Annotated in this window: 22 protein-coding genes and 2 other annotated features; of the genes, 15 read left to right on the forward strand and 7 right to left on the reverse strand. The window is 37.5% G+C overall.

The annotated features are described in order from the left end of the window. Positions 1-96 precede the first annotated feature (96 nt). The 3 genes from AB1I62_RS03550 to AB1I62_RS03560 are packed head-to-tail and all read right to left on the reverse strand — an operon-like array spanning position 97 to position 2233. Positions 97-930 carry an amino acid ABC transporter substrate-binding protein gene (locus tag AB1I62_RS03550; protein WP_164978381.1) on the reverse strand — a complete coding sequence of 278 codons (834 nt, stop codon included), beginning with the start codon at positions 928-930 and terminating at the stop codon, positions 97-99. 10 nt (positions 931-940) lie between these two features. Further along, positions 941-1576: an amino acid ABC transporter ATP-binding protein gene (locus tag AB1I62_RS03555; protein ID WP_002355681.1), complete on the reverse strand. Its 636-nt coding sequence runs from the start codon at positions 1574-1576 to the stop codon at positions 941-943. A gap of 12 nt (positions 1577-1588) precedes the next feature. Next, positions 1589-2233 (reverse strand): amino acid ABC transporter permease, encoded by a 645-nt coding sequence (locus AB1I62_RS03560; RefSeq protein WP_002383057.1) that lies wholly within the window; start codon positions 2231-2233, stop codon positions 1589-1591. Between the two features lie 53 nt (positions 2234-2286). Then, positions 2287-2529: a binding site (T-box leader), on the reverse strand. 156 nt (positions 2530-2685) lie between these two features. Further along, positions 2686-2918: a binding site (T-box leader), on the reverse strand. 147 nt (positions 2919-3065) lie between these two features. Here AB1I62_RS03560 and AB1I62_RS03565 point away from each other — a divergent pair. From AB1I62_RS03565 to AB1I62_RS03590, 6 genes are all read left to right on the forward strand, one after another. Then, a complete protein-coding gene (locus tag AB1I62_RS03565; protein WP_002404754.1) occupies positions 3066-4697 on the forward strand; it encodes a peptide ABC transporter substrate-binding protein in 1632 nt (543 codons plus the stop codon). A gap of 106 nt (positions 4698-4803) precedes the next feature. After that, complete coding sequence (locus AB1I62_RS03570; RefSeq protein WP_002355684.1) at positions 4804-5052, forward strand: GlsB/YeaQ/YmgE family stress response membrane protein; 249 nt, start codon at positions 4804-4806, stop codon at positions 5050-5052. Positions 5053-5431: 379 nt separating this feature from the next. Beyond that, the gene (locus tag AB1I62_RS03575) at positions 5432-7171 is read left to right on the forward strand and encodes a DUF2264 domain-containing protein (RefSeq protein WP_164978380.1); all 1740 of its coding nucleotides are present in this window, start codon (positions 5432-5434) and stop codon (positions 7169-7171) included. Between the two features lie 3 nt (positions 7172-7174). After that, positions 7175-8002 carry a hypothetical protein gene (locus tag AB1I62_RS03580; protein WP_002391333.1) on the forward strand — a complete coding sequence of 276 codons (828 nt, stop codon included), beginning with the start codon at positions 7175-7177 and terminating at the stop codon, positions 8000-8002. 382 nt (positions 8003-8384) lie between these two features. Beyond that, positions 8385-9566 (forward strand): glycoside hydrolase family 88 protein, encoded by a 1182-nt coding sequence (locus AB1I62_RS03585; protein ID WP_104859274.1) that lies wholly within the window; start codon positions 8385-8387, stop codon positions 9564-9566. Positions 9567-9578: 12 nt separating this feature from the next. Further along, entirely contained in the window at positions 9579-11357 is a 1779-nt protein-coding gene (locus AB1I62_RS03590) for a beta-galactosidase family protein (protein ID WP_104859275.1), read from the forward strand. A 24-nt stretch (positions 11358-11381) separates the two neighbouring features. Here AB1I62_RS03590 and AB1I62_RS03595 read toward each other — a convergent pair whose 3' ends face one another. Continuing rightward, complete coding sequence (locus tag AB1I62_RS03595; RefSeq protein WP_002366233.1) at positions 11382-12089, reverse strand: GntR family transcriptional regulator; 708 nt, start codon at positions 12087-12089, stop codon at positions 11382-11384. 260 nt (positions 12090-12349) lie between these two features. Between AB1I62_RS03595 and AB1I62_RS03600 the strand changes: the two genes are divergently transcribed. The 4 genes from AB1I62_RS03600 to AB1I62_RS03615 all read left to right on the forward strand — a co-directional run bounded on the left by AB1I62_RS03600 (position 12350) and on the right by AB1I62_RS03615 (position 18005). Beyond that, positions 12350-13243: a PTS mannose/fructose/sorbose transporter subunit IIAB gene (locus AB1I62_RS03600; protein ID WP_002383065.1), complete on the forward strand. Its 894-nt coding sequence runs from the start codon at positions 12350-12352 to the stop codon at positions 13241-13243. 48 nt (positions 13244-13291) lie between these two features. Continuing rightward, positions 13292-14083, forward strand: coding sequence for a PTS sugar transporter subunit IIC (locus tag AB1I62_RS03605; protein ID WP_002358771.1), 792 nt, complete (start codon positions 13292-13294; stop codon positions 14081-14083). Continuing rightward, positions 14076-14876 (forward strand): PTS system mannose/fructose/sorbose family transporter subunit IID, encoded by an 801-nt coding sequence (locus AB1I62_RS03610; protein WP_002383066.1) that lies wholly within the window; start codon positions 14076-14078, stop codon positions 14874-14876. The genes AB1I62_RS03605 and AB1I62_RS03610 overlap by 8 nt, the downstream gene beginning before the upstream one ends. 114 nt (positions 14877-14990) lie before the next feature. Continuing rightward, positions 14991-18005, forward strand: a complete 3015-nt coding sequence (locus tag AB1I62_RS03615) for a polysaccharide lyase 8 family protein (RefSeq protein ID WP_104859276.1) — start codon at positions 14991-14993, stop codon at positions 18003-18005. A 68-nt stretch (positions 18006-18073) separates the two neighbouring features. Here the strand turns inward: AB1I62_RS03615 and AB1I62_RS03620 are convergent, their stop codons facing one another. Both AB1I62_RS03620 and AB1I62_RS03625 read right to left on the reverse strand, forming a co-directional pair. After that, entirely contained in the window at positions 18074-18397 is a 324-nt protein-coding gene (locus AB1I62_RS03620) for a DUF960 domain-containing protein (protein ID WP_002355697.1), read from the reverse strand. A 251-nt stretch (positions 18398-18648) separates the two neighbouring features. Beyond that, positions 18649-19257, reverse strand: coding sequence for a 50S ribosomal protein L25/general stress protein Ctc (locus AB1I62_RS03625; protein ID WP_002358773.1), 609 nt, complete (start codon positions 19255-19257; stop codon positions 18649-18651). Positions 19258-19587: 330 nt separating this feature from the next. On the opposite strand from AB1I62_RS03625, the gene AB1I62_RS03630 reads away from it, so the two are divergent. Next, the gene (locus tag AB1I62_RS03630) at positions 19588-20370 is read left to right on the forward strand and encodes a 16S rRNA pseudouridine(516) synthase (protein WP_002361308.1); all 783 of its coding nucleotides are present in this window, start codon (positions 19588-19590) and stop codon (positions 20368-20370) included. Further along, the gene (locus tag AB1I62_RS03635; protein WP_104859277.1) at positions 20367-21047 is read left to right on the forward strand and encodes a YjjG family noncanonical pyrimidine nucleotidase; all 681 of its coding nucleotides are present in this window, start codon (positions 20367-20369) and stop codon (positions 21045-21047) included. The genes AB1I62_RS03630 and AB1I62_RS03635 overlap by 4 nt, the downstream gene beginning before the upstream one ends. 35 nt (positions 21048-21082) lie before the next feature. On the opposite strand, the gene AB1I62_RS03640 is transcribed toward AB1I62_RS03635, so the two are convergent. Next, on the reverse strand, positions 21083-21538 hold the full coding sequence (locus AB1I62_RS03640) for an N-acetyltransferase (RefSeq protein ID WP_002366240.1): 456 nt from the start codon (positions 21536-21538) through the stop codon (positions 21083-21085). A gap of 174 nt (positions 21539-21712) precedes the next feature. Between AB1I62_RS03640 and udk the strand changes: the two genes are divergently transcribed. The 3 genes from udk (at position 21713) to AB1I62_RS03655 (ending at position 23920) form a co-directional block, all read left to right on the forward strand. Continuing rightward, positions 21713-22342, forward strand: coding sequence for a uridine kinase (gene udk, locus AB1I62_RS03645; RefSeq protein ID WP_002355702.1), 630 nt, complete (start codon positions 21713-21715; stop codon positions 22340-22342). 168 nt (positions 22343-22510) lie between these two features. Next, positions 22511-22852, forward strand: coding sequence for a type II toxin-antitoxin system PemK/MazF family toxin (locus AB1I62_RS03650; RefSeq protein WP_002355703.1), 342 nt, complete (start codon positions 22511-22513; stop codon positions 22850-22852). A gap of 102 nt (positions 22853-22954) precedes the next feature. After that, positions 22955-23920, forward strand: coding sequence for a Gfo/Idh/MocA family oxidoreductase (locus AB1I62_RS03655; RefSeq protein WP_104859278.1), 966 nt, complete (start codon positions 22955-22957; stop codon positions 23918-23920). Positions 23921-24220 lie beyond the last annotated feature (300 nt).

The raw sequence follows: 24220 nt of genomic DNA on the forward strand, positions 1-24220 counted from the left end.
GCAAAAATAAAAGTTCTTCATAAGTTAGAATTTGCTAAGAATTTGATTCAAATAAAAAGGTGTACTAAGTCAGCAGTACACCTTTTTATTCGTTATTTAGTTTATTTTTGTGTTATTTGTAACATCCTCTCCAAACCATTTTTGAGAAATTTTACTAAGGGTGCCATCTTTTCGTAACGTTTCAAAGGCAGTATTGATTTTTTGGACTAATTGATTGTCTGATTGGCGGACGCCCACAGCAAAATCTTCATTGTCATAGCCGACATGAGAAATAGTATAGTTTTTTAAATTATCTTCGTGGGAAAGATAGTAGTTGGCGTAGACGCGATCAATTAGGAGCCCATCAATTCGGCCAGATTTTAAATCTAAGAAAGCTTCATTAAAGCCGTCATATAAAATAGGCGTTTGGTCTTTAACAAATTTTTTCAAAACGTCAGGCTGACTTTCGAAGCCATCATAGCCAGAAGAGCCGTTTTGAACCCCTAAAATTTTGCCTTGCATGTCGCTCGCTGTTGCAATGTTTTTTTCTTTTAAAGAAACAAGTACTTGGTCGTTCGTCATGTAAGGTTGTGTGAATTGAACTTTTTCGGCCCGCTCGCTCGTTTTAGTGTAGCCGTTCCAAATAAGATCAATGGTTTGATTTTGTAATTCTGTTTCTTTCATAGACCAATCAATCGGTTGGAAGTCAACGGAAATGCCATAAAGTTTAAAAACCGCTTTGGCTAAGTCGACATCAAAGCCGACAATTTTGCCTGATTTATCTTGAAAACCCATGGGCACAAAGGAGTCATCTAAGCCAATAATAATCCGTTTTTCTTCGTTAATCCGTGTCCATTGATCTTCGTTGCTTTTTCTTTTACCACAACCTGCAAATAGGAGTAAACTACAACAGATAACCAGCAAGGCTAAAGAATATTTCTTTTTCATCATAAACTCCTTTCTATTGGACGGGGGCAACCGTCAAAAGATTGTCTGCAATTTTTTCAGCGAAAGCCATATCGTGGGTCACGACAATCTGTGTCATGCCTTGTTTCCGTAAATCTAAAATAACTTCTTCCACTTGTTGGCGTAAAGCTGGATCTAGCGCGCTCGTTGGTTCATCGTACCCAAGAACTTTTGGCTTCATTGCTAAGGCACGAGCAAGTGCAACTCGTTGTTTTTGTCCACCGGAAAGTTGATACGGATAGAGTTTTTCTTTACCAGCCAAGCCCAATTTTTCCAGTAATTCTAAAGCTTCTTGCTGACTTTTTGCTTTTTCTTCTTTTAGTACTAATGTAGGTGCTAAGGTAATGTTTTCTAAAACTGATAAGTGAGGGAAAAGTTGGAAATCCTGGAAAACGACCCCAACCACTTGATCGGCATTGTCCATTTCAGCAGGATTGAAAGGAACACCATCCAACAAAAGCTCACCAGAATCAATGGTTTCTAAACCAGCCAAACAACGAAGTAAAGTGGTTTTTCCGCCGCCTGAAGGACCAACAATCGTTAAAATTTTACCCTCTGGAATTTCTAAATTTAAGTGATCAATAATGGTCCGGTTGTCAAAATGTTTGGTTAAATTTTTAATAGTTAACATGGTAGAGTCCTCCTATTTATAATATTGATAGAATTTTTCAATTTTCTTAGAAGCAACAGTCAAAATTGCCGTAAAGAGTAAATAAATCACTCCCACTAAAGCTAATGGCACTAATGTAACATCGCGGCTCATCGCAATTTTACCAGCACGTAAAAGATCGCCTAAGCCAAGAACATAAATAAGAGAAGTATCCTTGACCAAATTGATAATTTCATTTCCTACGGAAGGCAGCACGATTTTAACAACTTGTGGCAAAATAATCCGGGTGACTGTTTGAAAGCGTGTTAAACGTAAAACCTTAGCAGCTTCATATTGACCTTGGGGAATTGCTTGAATCCCCCCGCGGAAAATTTCAGCAAAGTACGCAGCATAATTTAAAATAAATGCGAATAAGGCCGCATCGTAACGTTCAAAGACAATACCAATTAATGGTAAGCCGTAAAAAACAAAAATTAATTGTAACAATAGCGGAGTGCCGCGCATTAACCAAATGTAGAGGTTAATTAAGTAACGTAAAGGTTTAAACGAACTTTGTAAAATAAAGGCAATGATAATCCCCAGTGGAATCGAGCCAAGGAGCGTAAAGAAAAAGACTTTCAGTGTCATGCCAGCTCCGCTAACTAAAGCAGGTAAAATTTCTAAAATATAATCCATCATTTTTTCCTCCAACAATTTTTATTAAAAAACAAAAAAACCTCTTGGCTGTGAGCCAAGAGGACGAATCGCATTCGTGGTGCCACCTCAATTTACTTATCTTTCACAAGATAAGCCTTATGTAGTTGCGTTGACAACTACTCTCTGTTAACGATAGAGTCACCGGTTTTTCTTACTAAAGGATTCAGAAAAACATCTTTTAGGTGTGAGTAAAGAAGAATCCATCTTTTTCTTTCAGCCAATGAAAAAGTCTCTGTAAAGGAAGAGCTAAATTACTATGTCCTAAGCCTTGATTTGTAAGTATGAAATTGTTCGAACGGAACAGAAAACCTGTTGCTTTTCTAGATTATCCCATTAAGCATATGGAAAAGAGGACAACAGACTTGAGCAGTTGAGGCACTCTCTCAGATTGAAAAGTGCATCTAAAAAAACAAAAAAGTCCTTTGGCTGACTAGCCAAAGGACGAATAATCAATTATCGTGGTTCCACCTTAGTTTATTCGTGTTTCGCAACACGAACCTTATGAAGTTCATAACTTCGCCTGTTAACGAGTGGTCCCGGACTTTCCTACTAAGGGTTCAAAAAGTCAACTCACAGATGTGGTTCGCTGTTTCTTTACGTCTTTTTCCACCAACCAAAGACTCTCTTCACTAAAGGAAACAGTTACTCTTCTGTTCTCTGTTTTTCAATACTGTACCACCAGAAAAAATATCTGTCAACTCTTATTCTTAAAAAAATATTTTTCTTTCAAAAAGTAAGTGCTGAAAAAGGACAAATGTATGGAAAATCATGTAAAATGTAGGTAAGTTGTTTGAACAGAAGGAGGAGTTTTGGTATGAAACAGAAAAAGTGGTTAATCGGACTTGTTGCACTGGGCTTGGTTTTAGCAGCATGTGGAAGTGGCGGTTCGAAAACGACCTCGAATGAAGCAGCTACACAGAAAATTAACGTCGCATCTGGTGGTGAACTCTCGACATTAGACAGCGCTCATTATACAGATGTCTATAGTTCCGATATGATTGGTCAAGTAGTTGAAGGCTTGTATCGACAAGATAAAAACGGAGATCCTGAGCTAGCTATGGCGAAAGCAGAGCCACAAGTTAGTGAAGACGGGTTAGTCTATACATTCAAGTTACGAGAGGCAAAATGGACAAACGGGGATCCAGTTAAAGCAGGGGATTTTGTAGTTGCGTTTAGAAACGTGGTCGATCCAGCATACGGTTCAAGTAGCAGTAATCAAATGGATATTTTTAAAAATGGGCGTGCGGTGCGGGAAGGACAAGCCACGATGGAAGAATTTGGTGTCAAAGCAATCGATGACCAGACACTAGAACTAACATTGGAAAATCCAATTCCTTATTTAGCCCAAGTCTTAGTTGGAACACCTTTTATGCCTAAAAATGAAGCCTTTGCCAAAGAAAAAGGTACTGCCTATGGGACTTCTGCAGATAATTTTGTTGGCAATGGACCGTTTGTAATTTCAGGTTGGGATGGCAATTCCGAAACTTGGAAATTGAAGAAGAATGATCATTATTGGGATAAAGAACACGTAAAATTGAATGAAATTGATGTTCAAGTAGTGAAAGAAATTGGCACAGGAGCCAATCTTTTTGATAATGGCGACTTAGATTACACTGTTTTAGCAGATACTTATGCACTTCAGTATAAAGAGTCAAAACAAGCACATTTTGTACCTAAAGCCATGGTGGGTTATTTAAGCCCAAATCATCGCCGTGAAATTACCGGCAACGAACATGTTCGAAAAGCTTTTTTACAAGCGATTGACAAAGAAACTTTTGCAAAAGAAATTTTAGGAGATGGCTCGACAGCTTTAAATGGTTTTGTACCAGCTAATTTTGCAAAAAATCCAGACACAGGTGAAGATTTCCGCAAAGAAAATGGTGATTTGTTGCCATATAATATTAAAGAAGCCCAAGCTAACTGGACCAAAGCGAAAGAAGAGTTGGGCAAAGATAAAATTGAATTGGAACTAATCTCAGCGGACTCAGCGATTGCTAAGAAAACCATTGAATTTGTTCAAGGGCAATTGCAACAAAATTTACCAGGTTTAACAATCAAATTAAAATCACTGCCTTTGCAAAATCGTTTGGATTTACAAACAGCAGGTAATTACGATTTAGCCTTTGGAACATGGACACCTGACTATGCTGATCCCATTAATTTTTTAGAATTTTATGACTCAAAAAGTGGCTTAAATACTTCTGGTTATAACGATTCAGCGTATGATGCGGGTCTCCAAAAAGTTAGAAAAGATTACGCCAATGAACCTGAAAAACGCTGGAATGAATTACTAAGTTTAGAAAAAACATTAATTGAAAAAGATGCCGGTGTTTTACCACTATTCCAAGGAGCCATTGGTTACTTGAAATCAGATCGCTTACAAGGTTTGCAAGTATTTTCTTTTGGTCGCACAGTATCCTATCGTTTAGCTTATGTAGAAGAATAAATTGACTTCTGAAAAGTCCTATCTTTTGAAAAAGTCTGCTTTCTGTTTTATCCTTAAAGTAGGAAAATTAACTAAAAAAATCAACTATGAAAGGTAGGTTTTTCAAATGTTTAGCTTTCTATGGGCATTAATTGTCGGAGGAATTATTGGCGCAATTGCTGGCGCAATTTTAGGAAAAGACGTGCCAGGTGGCATTATTGGAAATATTATTGTGGGCTTTTTAGGAAGTTGGGTAGCATCACTCTTGTTGCCTTCTTTAGGACCAGTCATCGGCGGTTTTCCAATTATCTCAGCGTTGCTAGGAGCGATTATCTGTATCGCTATTTACTCTTTTATTGTAAACCGCAAGGCGTAAAATTGTATCAAAATGATATCTTGAAAAGCATCATAAAACTTGTGAAGGTTAATCAGACCATTACTTTTGATGTCTTTTCTCTCATATTTTAAGTCTATGACAAAAATCTCTTTGGATTTTTGTCATAGACTCTTTTTTTTAAAAAATATTTATTATGAGAATTTCCTGCGTTAGACTGCTTATTTTTCATTTATTATTCATTTTTGATAATGGAAGTTTTGTTGGATAAAGTGAATAGCTCAAGGTTCAACAAAAATAAAGAAAAAATTAATATGTTAAGTTTGGGGAAGGTGAAATGCTGCTCTCATAATACGCCGTTTTATTCATTAAACGATAGTTGAAAAAAATAAGTGCCCTTGTTATTCTTTGAATTAAACTAATGGGGGCGAAAAGCATGGAATCGTTAAAAAGTAATCTTTTTTTGACCAGAGAAGCATATTTGGAAGCTTTTGAAACAATCATGACACCTTTAAAAACAGCTATTTTAACATCAGAAAAACCTGGCGTAAATTTTGGGTCCAGTGGTGCTGTCTATGATCAGCAACATGCTGAAATGGAAGCGCTCATTCGACCATTATGGGGAATTGGACCGTATTGGGTTGCTTGTAAAGATGATGTTTTAAGAGATGCTTATGTGGAAAAATTAATCGCAGGAACTGATCCGTCATCCCCAGACTATTGGGGCGATATTGTTGATTATGATCAATATATTGTGGAAGCAGCAGCATTATCTTTAACTTTATTGCTTCATAAGACATATTTTTGGTCCTGTTTTTCTGAGAAACAGCAAGAAAATATCATGGTTTGGTTAAATAAGGCACTTGGTTGTAAAATTCCTAAAAATAATTGGACGTTTTTCAAAGTGCTCATTCGTTTGGCACTCGAGGGATGTGGACAAGTGATTAACCAAACGGAACTAGAGGAAGAATTGGCGTTGATTGAACGCATGTATTTAGGTGATGGTTGGTATATGGATGGTAAAACTACGCAAAGAGATTATTATATTTCGTTTGCTTTTCATTATTATAGTTTGATTTATGTCAAATTTATGCGAGAAAGAGATCCTATTCGTGCGAAACGTTTTACAGAACGAGCCGTTATGTTCGCGCAGGACTATCTGTACTATTTTGATGAGGAGGGCGAAGCGTTACCTTACGGACGTAGTCAAACGTATCGGTTTGCTCAAGGAGCGTTTTTCGCAGCTTTGATATTTGCAGAAGTAGAGGCGTTACCTTGGGGACAAATAAAAACGCTGTTAGCAAAACATTTACACTGTTGGATGCAACAGACTATTTTCACTTATGATGGTCGGTTGTCCATTGGCTATCATTACGAAAATTTAGTAATGGCAGAAGGCTATAACGCACCAGGCTCTCCGTATTGGGCTTTTAAAACATTTTTGTTGCTCGCAGTGGATCAAGACCATCCGTTTTGGCGTGCTGAACCGCTGGCGATAAAACGAGAAGAAAAGCGTTTGATAGAAAAGGGAAACATGTTATTAATCCATCCTAAAATGAAAACGCATGTCCTCGGCTATCCTGCAGGACTATGGCTTGAAAATCAAGCGCATGCCGCGGCTAAATATAGTAAATTTGTCTATTCTAGCCGCTTTGGTTTTAGCGTTCCCAAAGCTGGCGCGTGTTATGAGGAGGGGGCTTTTGATAACGTACTGGCTGTTTCTCGTGATGGTGAATATTTTCGTGTTAAAGGGAAAGTTCATGATTTTTATTTAACAGAGGAGCAAGTTTATTATAAATGGCTACCATTTCAAGAAGTAGAAATTGAAACAACCATTTATCCTTTTGGAGAATGGCATGTTAGAGTACATGAAATAGTGACATCGGTTCCATTAAAAGTGCGCGAAGGAGGATTCAGTCTACCGTTACTTGGAAAATTTTCAGAAAAAGAACTGGGTAAAGAGTGGGCTAGAGTCGATTCAGGAGAATTGTGTTCGCAAATAGTTGCAATTGAAGGGTATGACCACGCAGGTATTCTTCAACCTGAACCCAATACATCGTTGTTTTTCCCAAGAACAAGTTTACCTTATTTGCAAAAAGAGCTACCAATAGGAACGCATCGCCTGATTTGTTTGGTAGGTGGTGTGACAAGGGAGGAATAAAAAATGATAAAAATCGAATTGAAAAATAAAGACAATCAGATTATTACTGGCCGAATCGATCACGAGAAGCCAGAAGCGCCATTCATGGCGGAGGGAGACACGTTAGCGGTATTAGCAATTAAACAGTACCTTTATCAAGTTGGCGATAAAATTGTAGTGACTTATACAGGGGCTACCCCTTATTTGATGGTTCAATTAGATGAAACTTTGGCTCCTTCATTGATTTATCTAAAAGAAAAAGTTTGGGAATATCAAATTCCATTAGAAGAATCTGCTCGAAAAGCTTTTGTTGATACGGCCTTTCATTCAGCAAGGCACCAAATAATGGTTCGACAAGCGCACACGTTTGAAAAAGACAATTATCAAAATCTTTCTATGAATACACATGACCAAAAAGAATATTCAGGAGCCTATCCTCATGCGTATGCAAACGTTGAAACGAGAGACGATGCTGTTTTCTTTGCGAAAAATGCTATTGATTCTAAGTTTGGTAACCTTTCTCATGGCTCGTATCCATTTGCTTCTTGGGGAATTAACCAACAAAAGGAGGCACAGTTAACGATTGACTTTGGCAGGCCTGTAGAAACGGACTGGATCCGCTTGTTATTTCGGGCGGATTACCCACATGATAGCTATTGGGAGGAAGTCACTTTAGCCTTTTCAGATGGAGAGGAACGAGTAGTTGCCACAACGAATACCGCCTGTTTTCAAGAAATAAAGTTCCCAATGAAAACAACACAAACTTTGACATTAAAATGCTTACGAAAAGCGCTGGACTCTTCTCCGTTTCCAGCGTTGACCCAAATTGAAGTATTCGGTCGGAATAAATAACAAGAGGTCGGGACAGAACCGTTTAGCTCCGAGAAATAAGAAGAAATTTCCGAAAATTGATCTTTGATTTTTGGAGACCAAGTAGGTATTGTTCATCATCGAATCACTACGTTCTTCGTGATTCTCAACAATTTCGGCTTATTTCCGAAGGACCTTCAACTCTTAGAGCTTTAGCTCTTAGAAGTTGTTGAGATCGGAGCAACGCGTAGTGTTGGTTCTGTTCCCGCCGTTTATCAGTTTTTGAGCGTGGAGCAAAAATCCAAAGTGATTTTTGTCCCACGCTCTTGTTTTTAAGAGAAATAATCAAGAAAGGTCGCTTTTTATTTTCTTTTACGTTATAATACAATAAGTTAATATGTTAACAAGTTAAGGAGTGGTGGAGATGTGTAGTCAAGAAAATAAACAAAGACTGATCTCTCTAGGAGAAAATGTCACAGATGAATGGATTCAAACGCAATTAAATGAATGCGTTTCAAAAATTGCTAAAAATATGCAGCGTTTCGGAACACAGTTTCCTTCAGCTTGTGCTACGAATGGTCGATATCGTCTCAAAGCTAACGATGATTGGACCAATGGCTTTTGGACAGGCATGCTTTGGCTGGCATATGAGTGGTCTCACCAAGAAAAATTTCGTTTACTGGCAATGGAAAATATTGACAGCTTTCAACAACGATTAGAGGAGCATTTTGTTTTGGACCACCATGACATTGGTTTTTTATATAGTCTATCGGCGGGTGCTGGGTATAAAATTACCGGTGATGAGCGCTGTAAACAAGAAGTGCTAGCTGCCGCTGAAGTATTGTCAGCACGATTCCAAGAAAATGGCTCCTTCATTCAAGCGTGGGGCCATTATGGTGATCCCAAAGAATATCGATTAATTATCGACTCATTAATGAATTTACCGCTTTTATTTGAAGCAACTAAATTATCTGGAAATAGGGTTTATGAGGAAATTGCCTCACGTCACTATCATACGTTAATGAAAACGGTGATTAAATCCGATGCGACAACTTATCATACCTATTATTTTGATCCAGAAACAGGCAAACCAAAACATGGAGCTACGCATCAAGGACATAGTGATACTTCCATTTGGGCACGAGGCCAAAGTTGGGCAATTTTAGGGATTCCCCTAAACGAAACATTTCTCCATTCCCAACCATTTCTCCATTCCCAACCATTTCCAGAAATGTATCCACAAATAGTGGAGGTTTTTCTAGCTCATTTGCCAGCAGATTTAATTCCCTATTGGGATTTTGATTTTAATGACCAAATGCCATCTGACAAAGATAGCTCGGCGCTGGCAATTGCGGCATGTGGTTTATTGGAAGCAGACAAACTACAGGCTTTTCCTCAAGCGAAAGAGCTTGCCAAAGGAATGATTTATCAATTAGGAGAATATTATCGTACGCAAAATGATTCCGAAAATGAAGGACTGCTACTCCATGGTGTTTACGCACATGCAGAAGGAAAAGGGATTGATGAACCCAATTTATGGGGCGATTATTTTTACATGGAAGCCTTAATGCGTTTAGCAAAACCATCATGGCAAAGATACTGGTAAAGGGGAAAAATGATGCAAACGTTTGAGATTAAAGAAGACTTTTTATTAAATGGACAACCAATAAAAATTATTAGCGGGGCGATTCATTACTTTCGAATGACACCTAGACAATGGGAAGATAGCCTCTATAATCTGAAAGCTTTAGGAGCTAATACAGTAGAAACCTACATTCCTTGGAATATTCATGAACCAGAAGAAGGCGTATACGATTTTGAAGGAATGAAAAACATTGAAGCATTTGTCCGCTTGGCAGAAAAACTGAATTTACTAGTTATTCTGCGTCCTTCGGCTTATATTTGTGCAGAATGGGAGTTTGGTGGCTTACCAGCATGGCTTTTGAAAGAAAAAGGTGTACGATTACGTTCGACAGATCCTATTTTTATGACTAAAGTTCGTAACTATTTTCAAGTATTATTGCCTAAACTAGCACCGCTGCAGATAACACAAGGTGGACCAGTGATCATGATGCAGGTTGAAAATGAATATGGGTCCTATGGCATGGAGAAAGCGTACTTGCGACAAACCAAGCAGATAATGGAAGAACTGGGGATTGAGGTTCCTCTTTTTACATCTGATGGCGCTTGGGAAGAGGTTTTGGATGCGGGGACGTTAATTGAAGAGGATGTTTTTGTGACAGGAAATTTTGGTAGTCATTCGAAAGAAAATGCTGCCGTTTTGAAAAAATTTATGACTCGTCATGGTAAAAAATGGCCATTGATGTGCATGGAATACTGGGATGGGTGGTTCAATCGTTGGGGCGAACCAGTGATTCAGCGAGAAGGTACCGACTTGGCGAAGGAAGTAAAAGATATGCTGGCAGTGGGTTCTTTAAATCTCTATATGTTTCATGGAGGAACAAATTTCGGCTTTTATAACGGGTGTTCGGCGCGAGGTGCAAAAGATTTACCTCAAGTCACTAGCTATGATTATGATGCTTTATTAACAGAAGCAGGAGAACCAACAGAAAAATATTATGCCGTTCAAAAAGCAATTAAAGAAGTATGTCCAGAAGTTTGGCAAGCACAACCACGCACGAAAAAACTGGGAAATTTGGGAAGCTTTCCAGTAACTGCTAGCGTATCCTTATTCGCAGTAAAAGATCAAATGATGACACCGAAGACCACCACGTATCCATTAAGTATGGAAGAAGCTGGCTCAGGCTATGGCTACTTGCTTTATTCGTTTGATTTAAAAAATTATCATCATGAAAATAAACTAAAAGTGGTCGAGGCCAGTGATCGTTTACACATTTATGTAGATGGAGATTTAGCTGCTACCCAATATCAAGAGACAGTGGGAGAAGAGCTACTCGTTTCAGGACAAACTGAAAAAGACACACTTGCGTTAGATATCTTAGTGGAAAATTTAGGTCGCGTTAATTATGGATTTAAATTAAATAATCCGACACAAAGTAAAGGAATTCGAGGTGGAGTGATGCAAGACATTCATTTTCATCAAGGCTATCAACACTATCCCTTAACTTTTTCACAAGAGCAATTAGCCAAGATTGATTACACAGCTGGAAAAAATCCATTGCAGCCTTCATTTTATCAAGTAACATTTGAATTAGAACAGCTAGCAGACACGTATATTGACTGTCGAGGCTACGGCAAAGGATTCGTTGTGGTCAATGGTCATCATCTAGGTCGTTATTGGGAAATAGGACCCATTCATTCGCTGTATTGTCCCAAAGAATTTTTACAGCAAGGACAAAATGAAGTAGTAATTTTTGAAACAGAGGGAATTGACATTGATTACTTGAAATTTACGAATCAAGTAATCATAGACTAAAAAAATAGAAGTAGAAGCTGAAATTTATTCGGCTTCTACTTCTATTTTGGTTTTGAAATATTTCCAATGTTTATAACTAATAATATATTCAGCAACACTACCATCTGCGAGATAGGAATGTTTAACTTGTTTAACAGCGGGTTCACGAAAACTTAATTGAAGTAAGTTCAATAACTCAGCATCTTCGGGAAAGACAATTTCATTTGTTTCTACAGAAGCTAACGAGAAGAGGTCTACTGAGAAATCTTTACGGACTCGTTCATACACACTTGCATAAGCTGTGAGGTCCTTTGAGAGCGGCTCTTTAACAAGCTTTTTGGGAAGATGTGTGATATGTACGAGAAAGGGTGTATCTTCAGAATAGCGTACACGCTTGATTCTATAATAAGAAGCGTTAGCTGGTAAGCCTAATTCCTTTAAAATTTCGGCTTGATTTTCTTCTTCAATTGAAAGGACTTTAACTTTTTCAGAGTCTAAAGAATGCAACTCGATATCAGAAAATTTTACATTTTGAGAAACTTTTGATTTCGAAACAAAGGTCCCTTTTCCTTGGATACGATACAAGTAACCTGCACTGGTCAGCTCATTCAGTGCTTTGACAGCTGTGATAGAGCTAACAGCATATTTTCGTTTAATATCGGCTTCAGAATAAAATTTATCACCAGGAATAAAGGTATGATTTTTTATTTCACGTAAAAGGTCTTGTTTAATTTGTTCATATTTAGGTAACATGCGATTGCCTCCATTCTAGTAATCGAATGAATTAAGCATAACATGTTAACTAGGCTTTAGCAAACACTTTGAAAAAGAGGAAAGACAATTTTTATTTAAAGAATTCAAAAAAATAAATTCAATATATTAAGATATTAGGTTTACGGATAACTTAGTATGTGTTATAGTAAGTTCGTAGAGAACATAACATGTTAAGTAGGGTCACCTACATCTAGGGAGGGAAATTCGTGGAAAACATTGTACTAATTAGTCATGGTAGCATGGCTGAAGGCGTCAAAGTTAGCTTAGAAATGATCGTTGGTCGGCAAGAACACGTGCATACAGTCTCATTACGACCAGATAGCGACAATCTTCAATTTGAGAAAGAGCTAAATGAAAAAATGAAAGCCCTTAACGGTACGACACTGATTATTGCTGATTTACTAGGAGGAACGCCATGTAACGTGGCAACTAAGAATTATTTGAACGTTGACGGAGTGGAAATTATTGCAGGGATGACGCTCTCTGTTGTGATTGAAGCAGTGGTTAATCAACAGGCTTCGATTAAAGAATTAGTTTGTTTAGCACAAGAAAATATTGTTGATGTAAAGGCTGGAATGAATCAAGCAGAACAAGAGATTTCAGAAGCCAGCAAAGAAAAAGAATTAAGTAACTATAGTCAATATGCTGGAAAAGAAAATATTGTAAACACACGGATTGATGAACGGTTAATTCATGGACAAGTAGCGGGAATTTGGTCGACAAGTCTTAGTACACAGCGAATAATTGTAGCCAATGATGAGGCGGCTACAGATCCTTTACAAAAATCATCTTTGAGAATGGCAGCGCCTTCTTCGATGCGTTTATCTGTTCTTGGAGTAGAGGCTGCCGCTAAAAATATTCAATCAGGAAAATATGGTAAACAGCGTTTATTTTTATTATTTAAAAATCCGAAAGATGTGCTCCGCTTTATCGAAGCGCAAGGACCTATCAAAACTGTAAATGTTGGGAATATGAGTTACAAAGAAGGAGCACGCGAAGTAACAAAAAGTATTCAAGTTTTACCAGAAGAAGAACAAATTTTTGAAACAATCGCTTCAAAAGGCGTCACTGTGACAGCCCAATTAGTTCCAAACGATCCAGTCGTTGATTTTATGAAAAAATTACGCGGCTAAAACTGTCAGACTAAGAAAGAATATTTTTAAATTTAGGAGGAAATTTCAATGCATTTAGCAGCGTATCAAATTATTTTAATTACTATTTATGCGTTTATTGCTATTAATGACTCACTTATTTCAAATACGTTGACGCAACCAGCTATTGCTGGAATGATTTCTGGAATGATTATGGGAGATTTAAAAACTGGTTTAATGGTTGGCGGCACTCTTCAATTAATGCGTTTAGGAATTGCTGCTTTTGGTGGAGCATCGGTACCTGATTATTTCACAGGGGCTGTTTTAGGAACCGCTTTCGCTGTAATCTCTGGAAAAGGAGCGGAGTATGGCATTGGTTTAGCTGTTCCTGTTTCTCTGTTGATGTTGCAACTAGATGTAGTCGCCCGTTTTTGTAATGTCTTTTTACTTCATAGTGTCGATAAAGCGATTGATAAGATGCAAGTAAAACGGATTCCACGCTTAGTTTTATCTGGTTCTGTTCTGTGGGGACTGTCTCGTGCCATTCCGATTTTATTAATGTTATTAGCGGGGGATGCTGTAGTAACAACGATTACCGATAACATGCCAGAATGGCTAATGACGGGCTTAAAAACAGCTGGAGGGGTATTACCTGTTGTCGGTGTAGGAATTTTATTACGTTACTTGCCAACGAAGCAATATATCCCCTATTTACTATTAGGCTTTTTCTTAGCGGCTTATTTAAAAGTTCCAATGTTAGGTGTTTCGATAGTTGGGATGGTAGCAGCGATGCTTGTATTTAAACGTGATGGGGCAAAAAGCACGACACAAGCAACAACAGGAAATGGTGATTTTGAAGGAGGATATGACGGCGATGAGTAAGCATAAACTGACAAAAAAAGAATTAAATGCAATTAGCTGGCGTTATATTTTAGGAAGCCAATTAAACTGGAACTATGAACGTATGATGAGTTCAGGATATTTATACGGCATCTTGCCTGTTTTAAAAAAATTCTATGGTCATGATGAAGCACAATTTCAAGATATGATGCGCACACACAATCAATTTTTTAACACCAATGCTATTTTTGGGAATTTAATTATGGGGATTGATGTTGCGATTGAAGAGCAAGATGGCTATAAAGCGAAAGAAACAATTATTGCGCTAAAAACAGCTCTGATGGGTTCTTTGGCAGGCGTTGGGGACTCTTTATTCCACGTTATTTGGGGGACGATTTTCGGCTCTGTTGCAGGGACACTGGCTCAAAATGGTTCGGTGGTTGGCTGTGTTATTTGGATTATTGCAAATATTGCACTATTGTTTGGTCGGGCCGCGCTCTTACCACTTGGTTATAAGCAAGGGGTCAAACTAGTGACGACCTTAAAAGACAAGTTATCTGCCTTTACGAATGCAGCAACTGTTCTTGGTGTGACTGTGATTGGTGCCTTAATTCCTTCAGTTATCAAGGCGACAGTTCCTTTTGTTTATAAAAAGAACGGGGTCGAATTAGTTATTCAAGATACGTTAGATGCGATTTTGCCTTCCTTAGTTCCAATCTTACTTGTTCTTTTGACTTATTGGATGTTAGGTCAAAAGAAACTAAATTCCACACGAGTGATTTGGATTATTTTAATTTTATCGATTGTTTTGAGTGCCTTTGGTATTTTGGCGTAAAAAGTATATTAAGTGATTTTCAGAGAGTCGGAGAGTGTAGAAAGTATTTTTCTTCACTCTTTTTCTCTGATTTGTATGTAAGCGTTTTACGATAATTTTTTAGGAGGAGAAAGAATGAAAAACAGGAAAATATGGGTAATGCTGGTCGGACTGTTTACTGCTTTGACGAGTGGATTTATGGGAACCACCCTTACCTTTGCAGAAGAAAACGAAGCGAGCCAAACGATTGAGCAACCCTCTTACATTTCAGATTTCCCCAATCAAGTTGGGCATTGGCAAGATTTGGTGGGAACAGCAGAAAAAAAGAATGATTCTGCTGGTTTATGGATCGCAAACACGAAGCAAGGGACAAACCTCGAATCTGTCTCTATCAATCTTGATGCACGCGAACAATCTTCAGGAGATCTTGAACTAACCTTTTTATATGAAGGACAAAGTAACTTCGGATTGGTTTTTCGCGGAGATAAACAAAAGACGAGTCAATGGCAATCTTTTGCTTATAATCGTGACGGCCACTGGCAATTAGGACAACCAGGCGGTAAATGGCTAACTAATATTCCGGGGCCAACATTACTAAGTGGCCAACAATATAAACTGCTGGTTCGCTATGACGGAAAAAAAATTCAGACATTCCTGAATGATCAAGTATTTTATGAAAATGAAGAGGTTCATTATCCTGATGGTACGTCCATTAATGATGACTGGACGGGCGCTGTAGGAATTAGACTATTTGGTAATCTATCAAAGCTGAATATCATTTCTATGAAAAGTGGCTCCGTTGGTAGCATTCCTGTTGTCGATTCATCTGCAGAATACCGAGGATTAAAAGAAAAATGGCGAAATCAGCTTGTTTCAAAAGAATATGATTCAACTAACCAATCGCTTGTAGACTACGTCCAAAAAATCTCCAATGAAGCAACAGAACTCGATCAAACGATGAATAAAGAGCCGAACCGCAGCTATTTATGGCCACTAGAGCCTGGCAATACGCCATCGGCTGATTTAACGACTCAATTTACCAAATTGCAAAAATTAGCGTTAGCCTATGGAACGAAGGGGAGTACGCTTTACCAAGATGACAAATTGGCAGCAACCATTATTGATGGCTTAGATTTTATGGTAACGCAAAAAGGATATGATGGGAAAAAGTACCACGGAAATTGGTGGGACTGGCAAATTGGTGTGCCACAGAAGTTTCTTAATATTCTAATGATTTTAGAGGATAAAGTTTCTCCGGAAAAGCAACAAATCTATACAAATGCGCTGAGCAGTTATGTCCCAGATCCGTTTAAACAGTTGTATACAAAACCACAAGGAACGTTTGTGGATTTAGCTTTTATCCCAAATTTTGTGACATCAGGAGCGAACCGAACGGACTTAGCTTTAACTGTTTTGGGGTTAGGAATTTTACAAAAGGATAGCGGGAAAATTAACCAAGCATCCAGTAGTATCGTCGATGTATTTAAATTAGTCACAAAAGGTGATGGTTTTTACCAAGATGGTTCTTTTATCCAGCACAATAACATTCCTTATACAGGTTCGTATGGCAATGTTTTGGTGAAAGGGGTTGGACAAATTTTGGCCATTACAGCAGATTCATCTTTTCAAATGGATGCAACTCTTGTGACAGAATTTGTTGAAAATGTTGATCGTGCCTTTCTTCCTTTGATTTATAAAGGTGAAATGCTACCAACCGTGAATGGCCGTTCCATCTCAAGAGCCCCAGCAGTTGGAAAAACAGGCTACGGCTCAACTACCATGTATAATTTATTAATTGTGGCTAAATTTGCCCCTAATAATTATCAAAAGAAATTTCAAGAAGCCGTTAAATATTGGATGAAGGAGAACCCAGATTATTATTTGACAAATGCTCGTGATTTTAATGATTTACAGATGACTATGCAACTTTTAACTAATCCAGAAATTACGGGAGGGCAACTTCCTTTTACAGGCACGAAACTTTATGCTTCGATGGATCGATTTGTCCAACGCACACCTAGTTATATGCTTGGGCTAGGCTTGTATTCAAAGCGCACTGCATCTTTTGAAGCAGGGAATAAAGAAAATAAACGTGGCTGGCACACTGGTGACGGAATGATGTACGTATATAATGATGACGAGGTTCAATTTAATTCCAGCTATTGGCCAACTGTAGATCCCTATCGACTACCAGGAACAACTGTAGATACCATTTCTTTGGCAGATGAAGTTTCAGCATTTACAACAATCACATCGAAAGAGCAATGGGTTGGTGGAGTAACGTCAGAAAATCAGGCAGTAGTAGGGATGGCTCTTAATAAAGACGGGACCAAAAATAATGGGAAACTTTTACCTATGAACCTACAAGCTAAAAAATCTTGGTTTGTATTAAATGGGCAAATTATCGCATTAGGCGCAGGAATTAAAGGGGATACAGAAGCTTCGATTGAGACAGTTGTTGATAATCGTTTGTTAAATGATGCGTATCAGTATCAAGTGCTATCAAATATTGGGGAGATTCATGAGAAAAATGAAACGAGTAAAAAACAATGGTTATTACTAAAGTCGGATCATTCCAATGCTAATATGGGTTATTATTTTCCAGAAGAAACAACGGTAAATGTTAAAAGTGAAACTAGAAAAGGAACCTATAAAGCAATTAATGAAGCATTTGCAAGTGATAAAGAATATGTAGGTGATTATCGAACATTTACGATTCAACATGGTCAACACCCAACGAACGAGCATTATGCTTATGTAGTTTTACCAGGAATCGATGAAACTGATTTAAAAACATATGCTGCCAAAAAAACAGTAGAAGTTCTCTCAAATACAGAAGAAATTCAAGCAGTTAAGCAAGAAGAAGAAGGCTATCTTGGGGTTAACATTTGGTCAGAAACTGGCGGTACAATAGCAGGGATTACCTCAAATAAAGCTATTTCTTTAATGAGAAAGACACAACAACACCAAAAAACGTATACTTTCTCTGATCCCACACAAACAACTAAGACACTGACTTTAAAAATACCAAAAGATTACAGCACAGTAATTAGTCAAAGTGACGGAATCACTTATGATGATGCAACAGAAACCTTTACTATTAATTTTGAAAATGCCGCAGGAAGTAGTAAACAAATTATTGTAGAATAACTAAAAGAAATTAAAGTAGCCTCAAATTCCAGTTTAATCGGAATTTGAGGCTACTTTGTTGAAATTATTTAAGATTCTAACATTTCTGCAGGTAATAAAATCGTTTCACGATGGCCATCATCAAAAGCAAAAATTCGCGACGGATATGCCGTAGAATAACTAAATGGTAAGTCGATGGCCATTTCTACTGAACTATTTTCTTGAGAAAAATGGACAGTCACTTTGCCATTATTGTTCAACAAATCAAAGTGAAGTAAGTCGTTTAAAGGGATAACCCCTTTTAGATTTAAGTCAATAATCAACCAAATACTATCAATTAAGCCACTAGGTAAGCTAGAAACAACACCTAATGAAGCATAGCGGCTACGGTCACTATCAAAACGTTCAAACATATGGATGACCTCCTTTTTGTTTACTTACTTTTAGTATACTGCAAATTTAAAAAAAAGAAATTGTTTCGTTTGAAAATATTGCGTAGATTAGCAAAAATTTAATATTCCTCTGTAGCTTCCTAGCTTTGCAGGTGTCATCATTTATGTGAAGAAATCAAGACATGCAGTAAAAAGAAAATGGGACGTACGTTGTTTCAACGTACATCCCATTTCTAAAACTTAAGAGAATCAGCTGAACAAAAGTGTACTCTTTATTCGGCTAATTCTGGTTCAGTCGTTTCAGCAGCTGTTCCTTCTTCTTCTTCAGGAGCAGTTTGTGCTTCAACAATAGCAACTAGTTGTTCTTCTGGATCAGTTAAAATTTCATAGTCTTTGTGTTCAGGTAAATCAGCGATTGTAAGAGCATCACCAATTTCTAAGTTTGTAATATCTACTTCAATTGATTCTGGCAATTTATCTGGTGTGGCTGCCACTAAAACAGTGTACAAGTTTTGTGCTAAGGTACCCCCAGCTTTCACACCTGCAGATTCACCAATTAATTGAACTTCTGCTTCGACTTCTGTTGTTTCTTTCATATTTACAGATAAGAATTCAACATGAAGCATTTGACCAGTAAAGGTATCTAATTGTGCTTTCGACATTAATGTGTTGATGTTTTTGCCATCAACTGTCATTTTAATAACGGTGTTAGCACCATGTTCGCGTAAAATTTTTGATAAGTCTTTTTCTTCAAAATAGATTGGTGTACTTTCAATTTGGTAACCGTAAACAATGGCAGGTACTTTCCCTTCGTGACGTAGCTGATTTCTTAGTGAACGTGGACGGATAGCTCTTTCTTTAACTTCTAATTGTACTGACATAACCTAATTCCTCCTTGAAATAATGAGTGATTTGGTTAAACTCAGAAACAAAACATAATGGAAAAAAGAAACTCTTTTTTCAGTTGTTCTTGTCTAGAAAAATGCTAACAATAATCAAAAAATCCCCACAAATATTGCCAGGCAACACTCATGGGAATGGTTCATTGTTATCGTTGTTCTCTCCCAGGTCATTACGCTGTTTTTGAGAAACCTTTATTTACTTTACTTATTAACCGTAACACTTATATTTTTATACGTCAAGGAATTACCTTTTTCTACTTTTCATCTTTAACGGATTCCACTATACTAATACCAGAATGGAGCGGAACAATGCGATTAGATAAATTACTAGAAGAACTTCAGTTTGGATCACGCAAAACGGTGAAACGATTAATCAAAGGCAAGCAGGTCACTGTGGATGGCATCGTGACTTTAAATGAAAGCCAAAACGTCGATGCGCAATTACAAATGATTAAAGTAAAAGGACAATTAATTTCGCATAAGACACATGTGTACTATATGTTGAATAAGCCAAAAGGTGTGGTTAGCGCTGTCTCAGATGCATCTAAAAAAACAGTCATTGATTTGATTGCGCCGCAAGACAGACGCCCTGGTCTTTATCCAGTGGGCAGACTCGATGGCGATACGGAAGGGTTACTTCTATTAACAGATAATGGACAATTAGGGTATCAATTAATTCGGCCAAATAAAGAAGTAGCGAAATGTTATGAAGTGAAAGTCAATGGTTTGGTCTCTGCAGAAGATTGTGCTAAATTTAAAGATGGAATTGTTTTGCAAGGAGGCATTCAATGTAAGCCAGCAAAAATAACTGTTCTTGCAGCGACTGAAACGGAGAGTCATGTTTTCCTGACTATTCAAGAAGGAAAATTTCACCAAGTGAAAAAAATGTTTTTATCTGTGGGGAAAAAAGTGACTGCTTTAAAACGCCAAACTATGGGGCCGTTGCGGCTAGATCCGCAATTACCTTTAGGTGCTTATCGTTCATTAACAAGAGAAGAGTTACAATTGCTATTGCCTTATTTTTTTATTGAAAAACAACAAACAAGCAAAGCGTTACCGAGTAATTTGAAAAGAGAAGAGGAACGGAAATGAAAACATTGCTTTTTGATGTTGATGATACATTGTTAGATTTTAAATTGGCTGAAAAGAAGGCGCTCCATGCCTTATTTGAAGAAGAAAATGTACCATTTACATCTGAAGTCGAGTCAACGTACCACCGAATTAATCAAGGATTATGGCGTTCATTTGAAGAAGGAAAAATAACAAAAGATGTTCTCCTTGATACACGGTTTGGTTTATTGTTTGACGCGTTTAATCGAGAAGTTGATAGCGTTAAAATGGGAGAAAACTACCGAGAATATTTAAGTCAAGGACATGACTTGCTTGGCAATAGTCAACGTATCTTGGAAAAATTAGCACCCCATTATGATTTATATATTGTGACAAACGGAGTGGCAAAAACACAGTATCGTCGGTTGGAAGATTCGAAATTAATGCCTTATTTTAAAGATATTTTTGTTTCAGAAGAAGTGGGTTATCAAAAACCGATGAAAGAGTATTTTGATTTTGTTTTTGAACGGATCCCTAATTTTAGTCGAGAAAAAACAATGATTATTGGCGATTCTTTGTATTCAGATATTCAAGGAGGCCAACAAGCGAAAATTCAAACTGTTTGGCTCAATCCGACCTCCGCTCCAGCAACACCAACCATTCAACCCAATTATACGATTCAACAGCTAGATGAGTTGTTATCAATTCTTGGGCATTAAAAAACAACATTTCCTGTACAGGAAATGTTGTTTTTTTAACTTAAATGTAACCGTAAGCGAACCATATCCTTTAAAGGCAAGCCGTTTTCTATAATGGGCTCATCATAATGATGGATAAAAAAATCTGGTTCAATATGTGTCATTCGAAAACCGACTTTTTGGTAGAGATATAGCTGTTGAAAGCCTGTGCTCCCAGTCCCAATCTCCAAGTAATCATACTTTTCTTTTTTGGCAAAATCAATGGCAAAATGTAATAATTCTTGCCCGATGCCCCTCCCGCGGCTTTCTTCTGAGACAGCGATGTTTACGATTTCCAATGTCCGTGGGTGAGTCGGCAACAGGACTAAAATTCCTTGAAGTTCTTCAGTCTGATAGTCAAAGCAAATACCGCGGGTAATGTAATCTGCCACCATTTTTTTTGATGGATCTGCCTCATAAAGAAGAGCGTAATGCGCCGTTGTAAGTGCTTCTTTTTTGACTTTTTTAATCATAGGTAGGATTCTCCTTTTATTGATAAGTATACTGTAATTGAAAGAAGTGTGGGCAGATTTTTCATAAGAAGATAAAAATCACATGAAAAGTCTTGGAAAAGGTCTGGCATTCTTCAGAGTTTTCATTATAATAGTAAAAGACAATGAAGTTTTTGAAAAGAAAGAGGTTTATACATGAAAGATAGTCAGCCAATTATCATTGGTGTTACTGGCGGATCAGGAAGCGGAAAAACCAGTGTTAGCCGTGCGATTTTTAATAATTTTCCCGATCATTCAATTATGATGTTAGAACAGGATTCTTATTATAAAGATCAGAGCCATTTGAGTTTTGAAGAACGTTTAAATACCAATTATGATCATCCTTTTGCGTTTGATACAGATTTATTGATTCAACATGTTGAACAACTGTTAAACTATCAAGCCATTGAAAAGCCAGTTTATGACTACGTTGCGCATACAAGAAGTACAGAAACGGTGATACAAGAACCGAAAGAAGTAATTATTCTTGAAGGGATTTTAATTTTAGAAGATCGCCGCTTAAGGGATTTAATGGATATTAAAGTGTATGTGGATACAGATGATGACATCCGTATTATTCGTCGAATCAAGCGTGATATGGAAGAACGTGGCCGTACTTTGGATTCTGTGATTGAACAATATTTGACAGTCGTCAAGCCCATGTATCACCAATTTATTGAACCTACGAAACGTTATGCAGATATCATTGTGCCAGAAGGTGGCGAAAACCACGTCGCTATTGATTTAATTAATACAAAAGTGGATAGTATTTTAACAAAAATGTAATAGTCAGCTTAAATAGCCGTCTCTATATCAGAGTCGACTGTTTAAGCTTTTTTTGACTTTTAAAGGGTGGTTTTATCAAATATTTTAAGGGATAGCTAAAAAGTTGAAAATATTGCAAGAAACAATATGCTATAATTTTTTAAAGGAAAAGGAGGGAAGGGAATCTGAATGATAAAAAGAGGTGAGGTTTTTTATGCGAATCTCTCACCAGTTGTTGGTTCTGAACAAGGTGGGATTCGACCTGTCCTGATTATTCAAAATAACAAAGGTAACTTATTTAGTCCAACGTTGATTGTTGCACCGATTACCCGTAACGTAAGCAAGCGGCTGCAACCAACGCAAGTCCTCATCGAAATTCCCCATAACGAGTGCAGGACGCCATCACTTATTTTGTTAGAACAAATTCGAACATTGGATAAAGAACGAATGCTACACAAGGTTTGTCAACTTTCTCGTGAAGAGATGGAGCAGGTCAATCAAGCTTTAAAAGTTAGCGTTGGTATCCGTTAATTTACATATAAAGAAATCGTTTTGGGGAAACGGTTTCTTTTTTTTGTTGAAATAGTTTCCAAATATTCGTTTTTCTCGTATAGTGAAAGAGGAGGCGATCACATGGATAAAATTCGTTATGGAATTATGAGTACTGCCCAAATTGTCCCAAGATTTGTAGCAGGGCTTCGAGAAAGCGCGCAAGCTGAAGTGCGCGGGATTGCATCAAGGCGTTTAGACAATGCTCAAAAAATGGCTAAAGAATTAGCGATTCCGGTGGCTTATGGCAGTTATGAAGAGTTATGTAAGGATGAAACAATTGATATTATTTATATTCCCACCTACAATCAAGGACATTACTCAGCAGCTAAGCTTGCGTTATCACAAGGAAAACCCGTCCTACTGGAAAAACCATTTACATTAAATGCTGCTGAAGCAGAAGAACTCTTCGCAATCGCACAGGAGCAAGGGGTTTTTCTAATGGAAGCTCAGAAGTCTGTCTTTTTACCAATTACCCAAAAAGTAAAGGCAACGATTCAAGAAGGGAGATTGGGAGAGATTTTATGGATTCAGTCAGTTACTGCCTATCCCAATGTGGACCATATTCCCTGGTTTTACTCGAGAGAAGCGGGTGGTGGAGCGCTTCATGGCTCAGGAAGTTATCCATTACAATACTTACAATACGTATTAGGGAAAGAGATTCAAGCGGTTACGGGAACCGCAACATATCAGCAAGGGGCGACGGATAGTCAATGTAATTTAGCTTTGAAATTTGCTGAAGGGACGCTGGGCAATATTTTTATTAATGTTGGTTTAAAGATACCTAGTGAAATGACCATCTGTGGGACAAAAGGGCAAATCGTTATTCCTAATTTCTGGAAAACAGATTGTGCTTATTATACAGATGCTCAAGGCAACACTGTCAAATGGTCTGAACAATTCACTAGTGAATTTACGTATGAAATCAATCATGTGAATCAATGTTTACAAGACAAAAAGTTAACTAGCCCCGTAATGACGAAAGAATTAACGATAGCAACCGTTAAAATTGTTGAAAGTTTTTATCAAGAATGGTTCGATAACGAATAATTACCATCACTTGCTATCCAAACTATTCTGTGTTAAAGTGTGTTTTATGCGACGAGTTGACTCAATCAGATAGCTTCGGCTATTCCGTTTTGACGGCTAGTGATTGTCAAACACAACGACACCAGATAGTACGGCTATCAGTTACCGGATTTGTAACGTGTCGGACAGAATACTTTTGTGGAGAAGGTTTCTGTCTATTTATGCAAATAAATAGTGTGGTATCCCTTAACAGTTACTACTGTTAAGGGATTTTTTTTGTATGAAAAGAGAAGTGTTGCACTTTTATAAGTGCAACTTTTT

The organism is Enterococcus sp. AN402 (assembly GCF_040719405.1).
In the GTDB taxonomy this organism is placed as follows: Bacteria; Bacillota; Bacilli; order Lactobacillales; family Enterococcaceae; genus Enterococcus; species Enterococcus faecalis.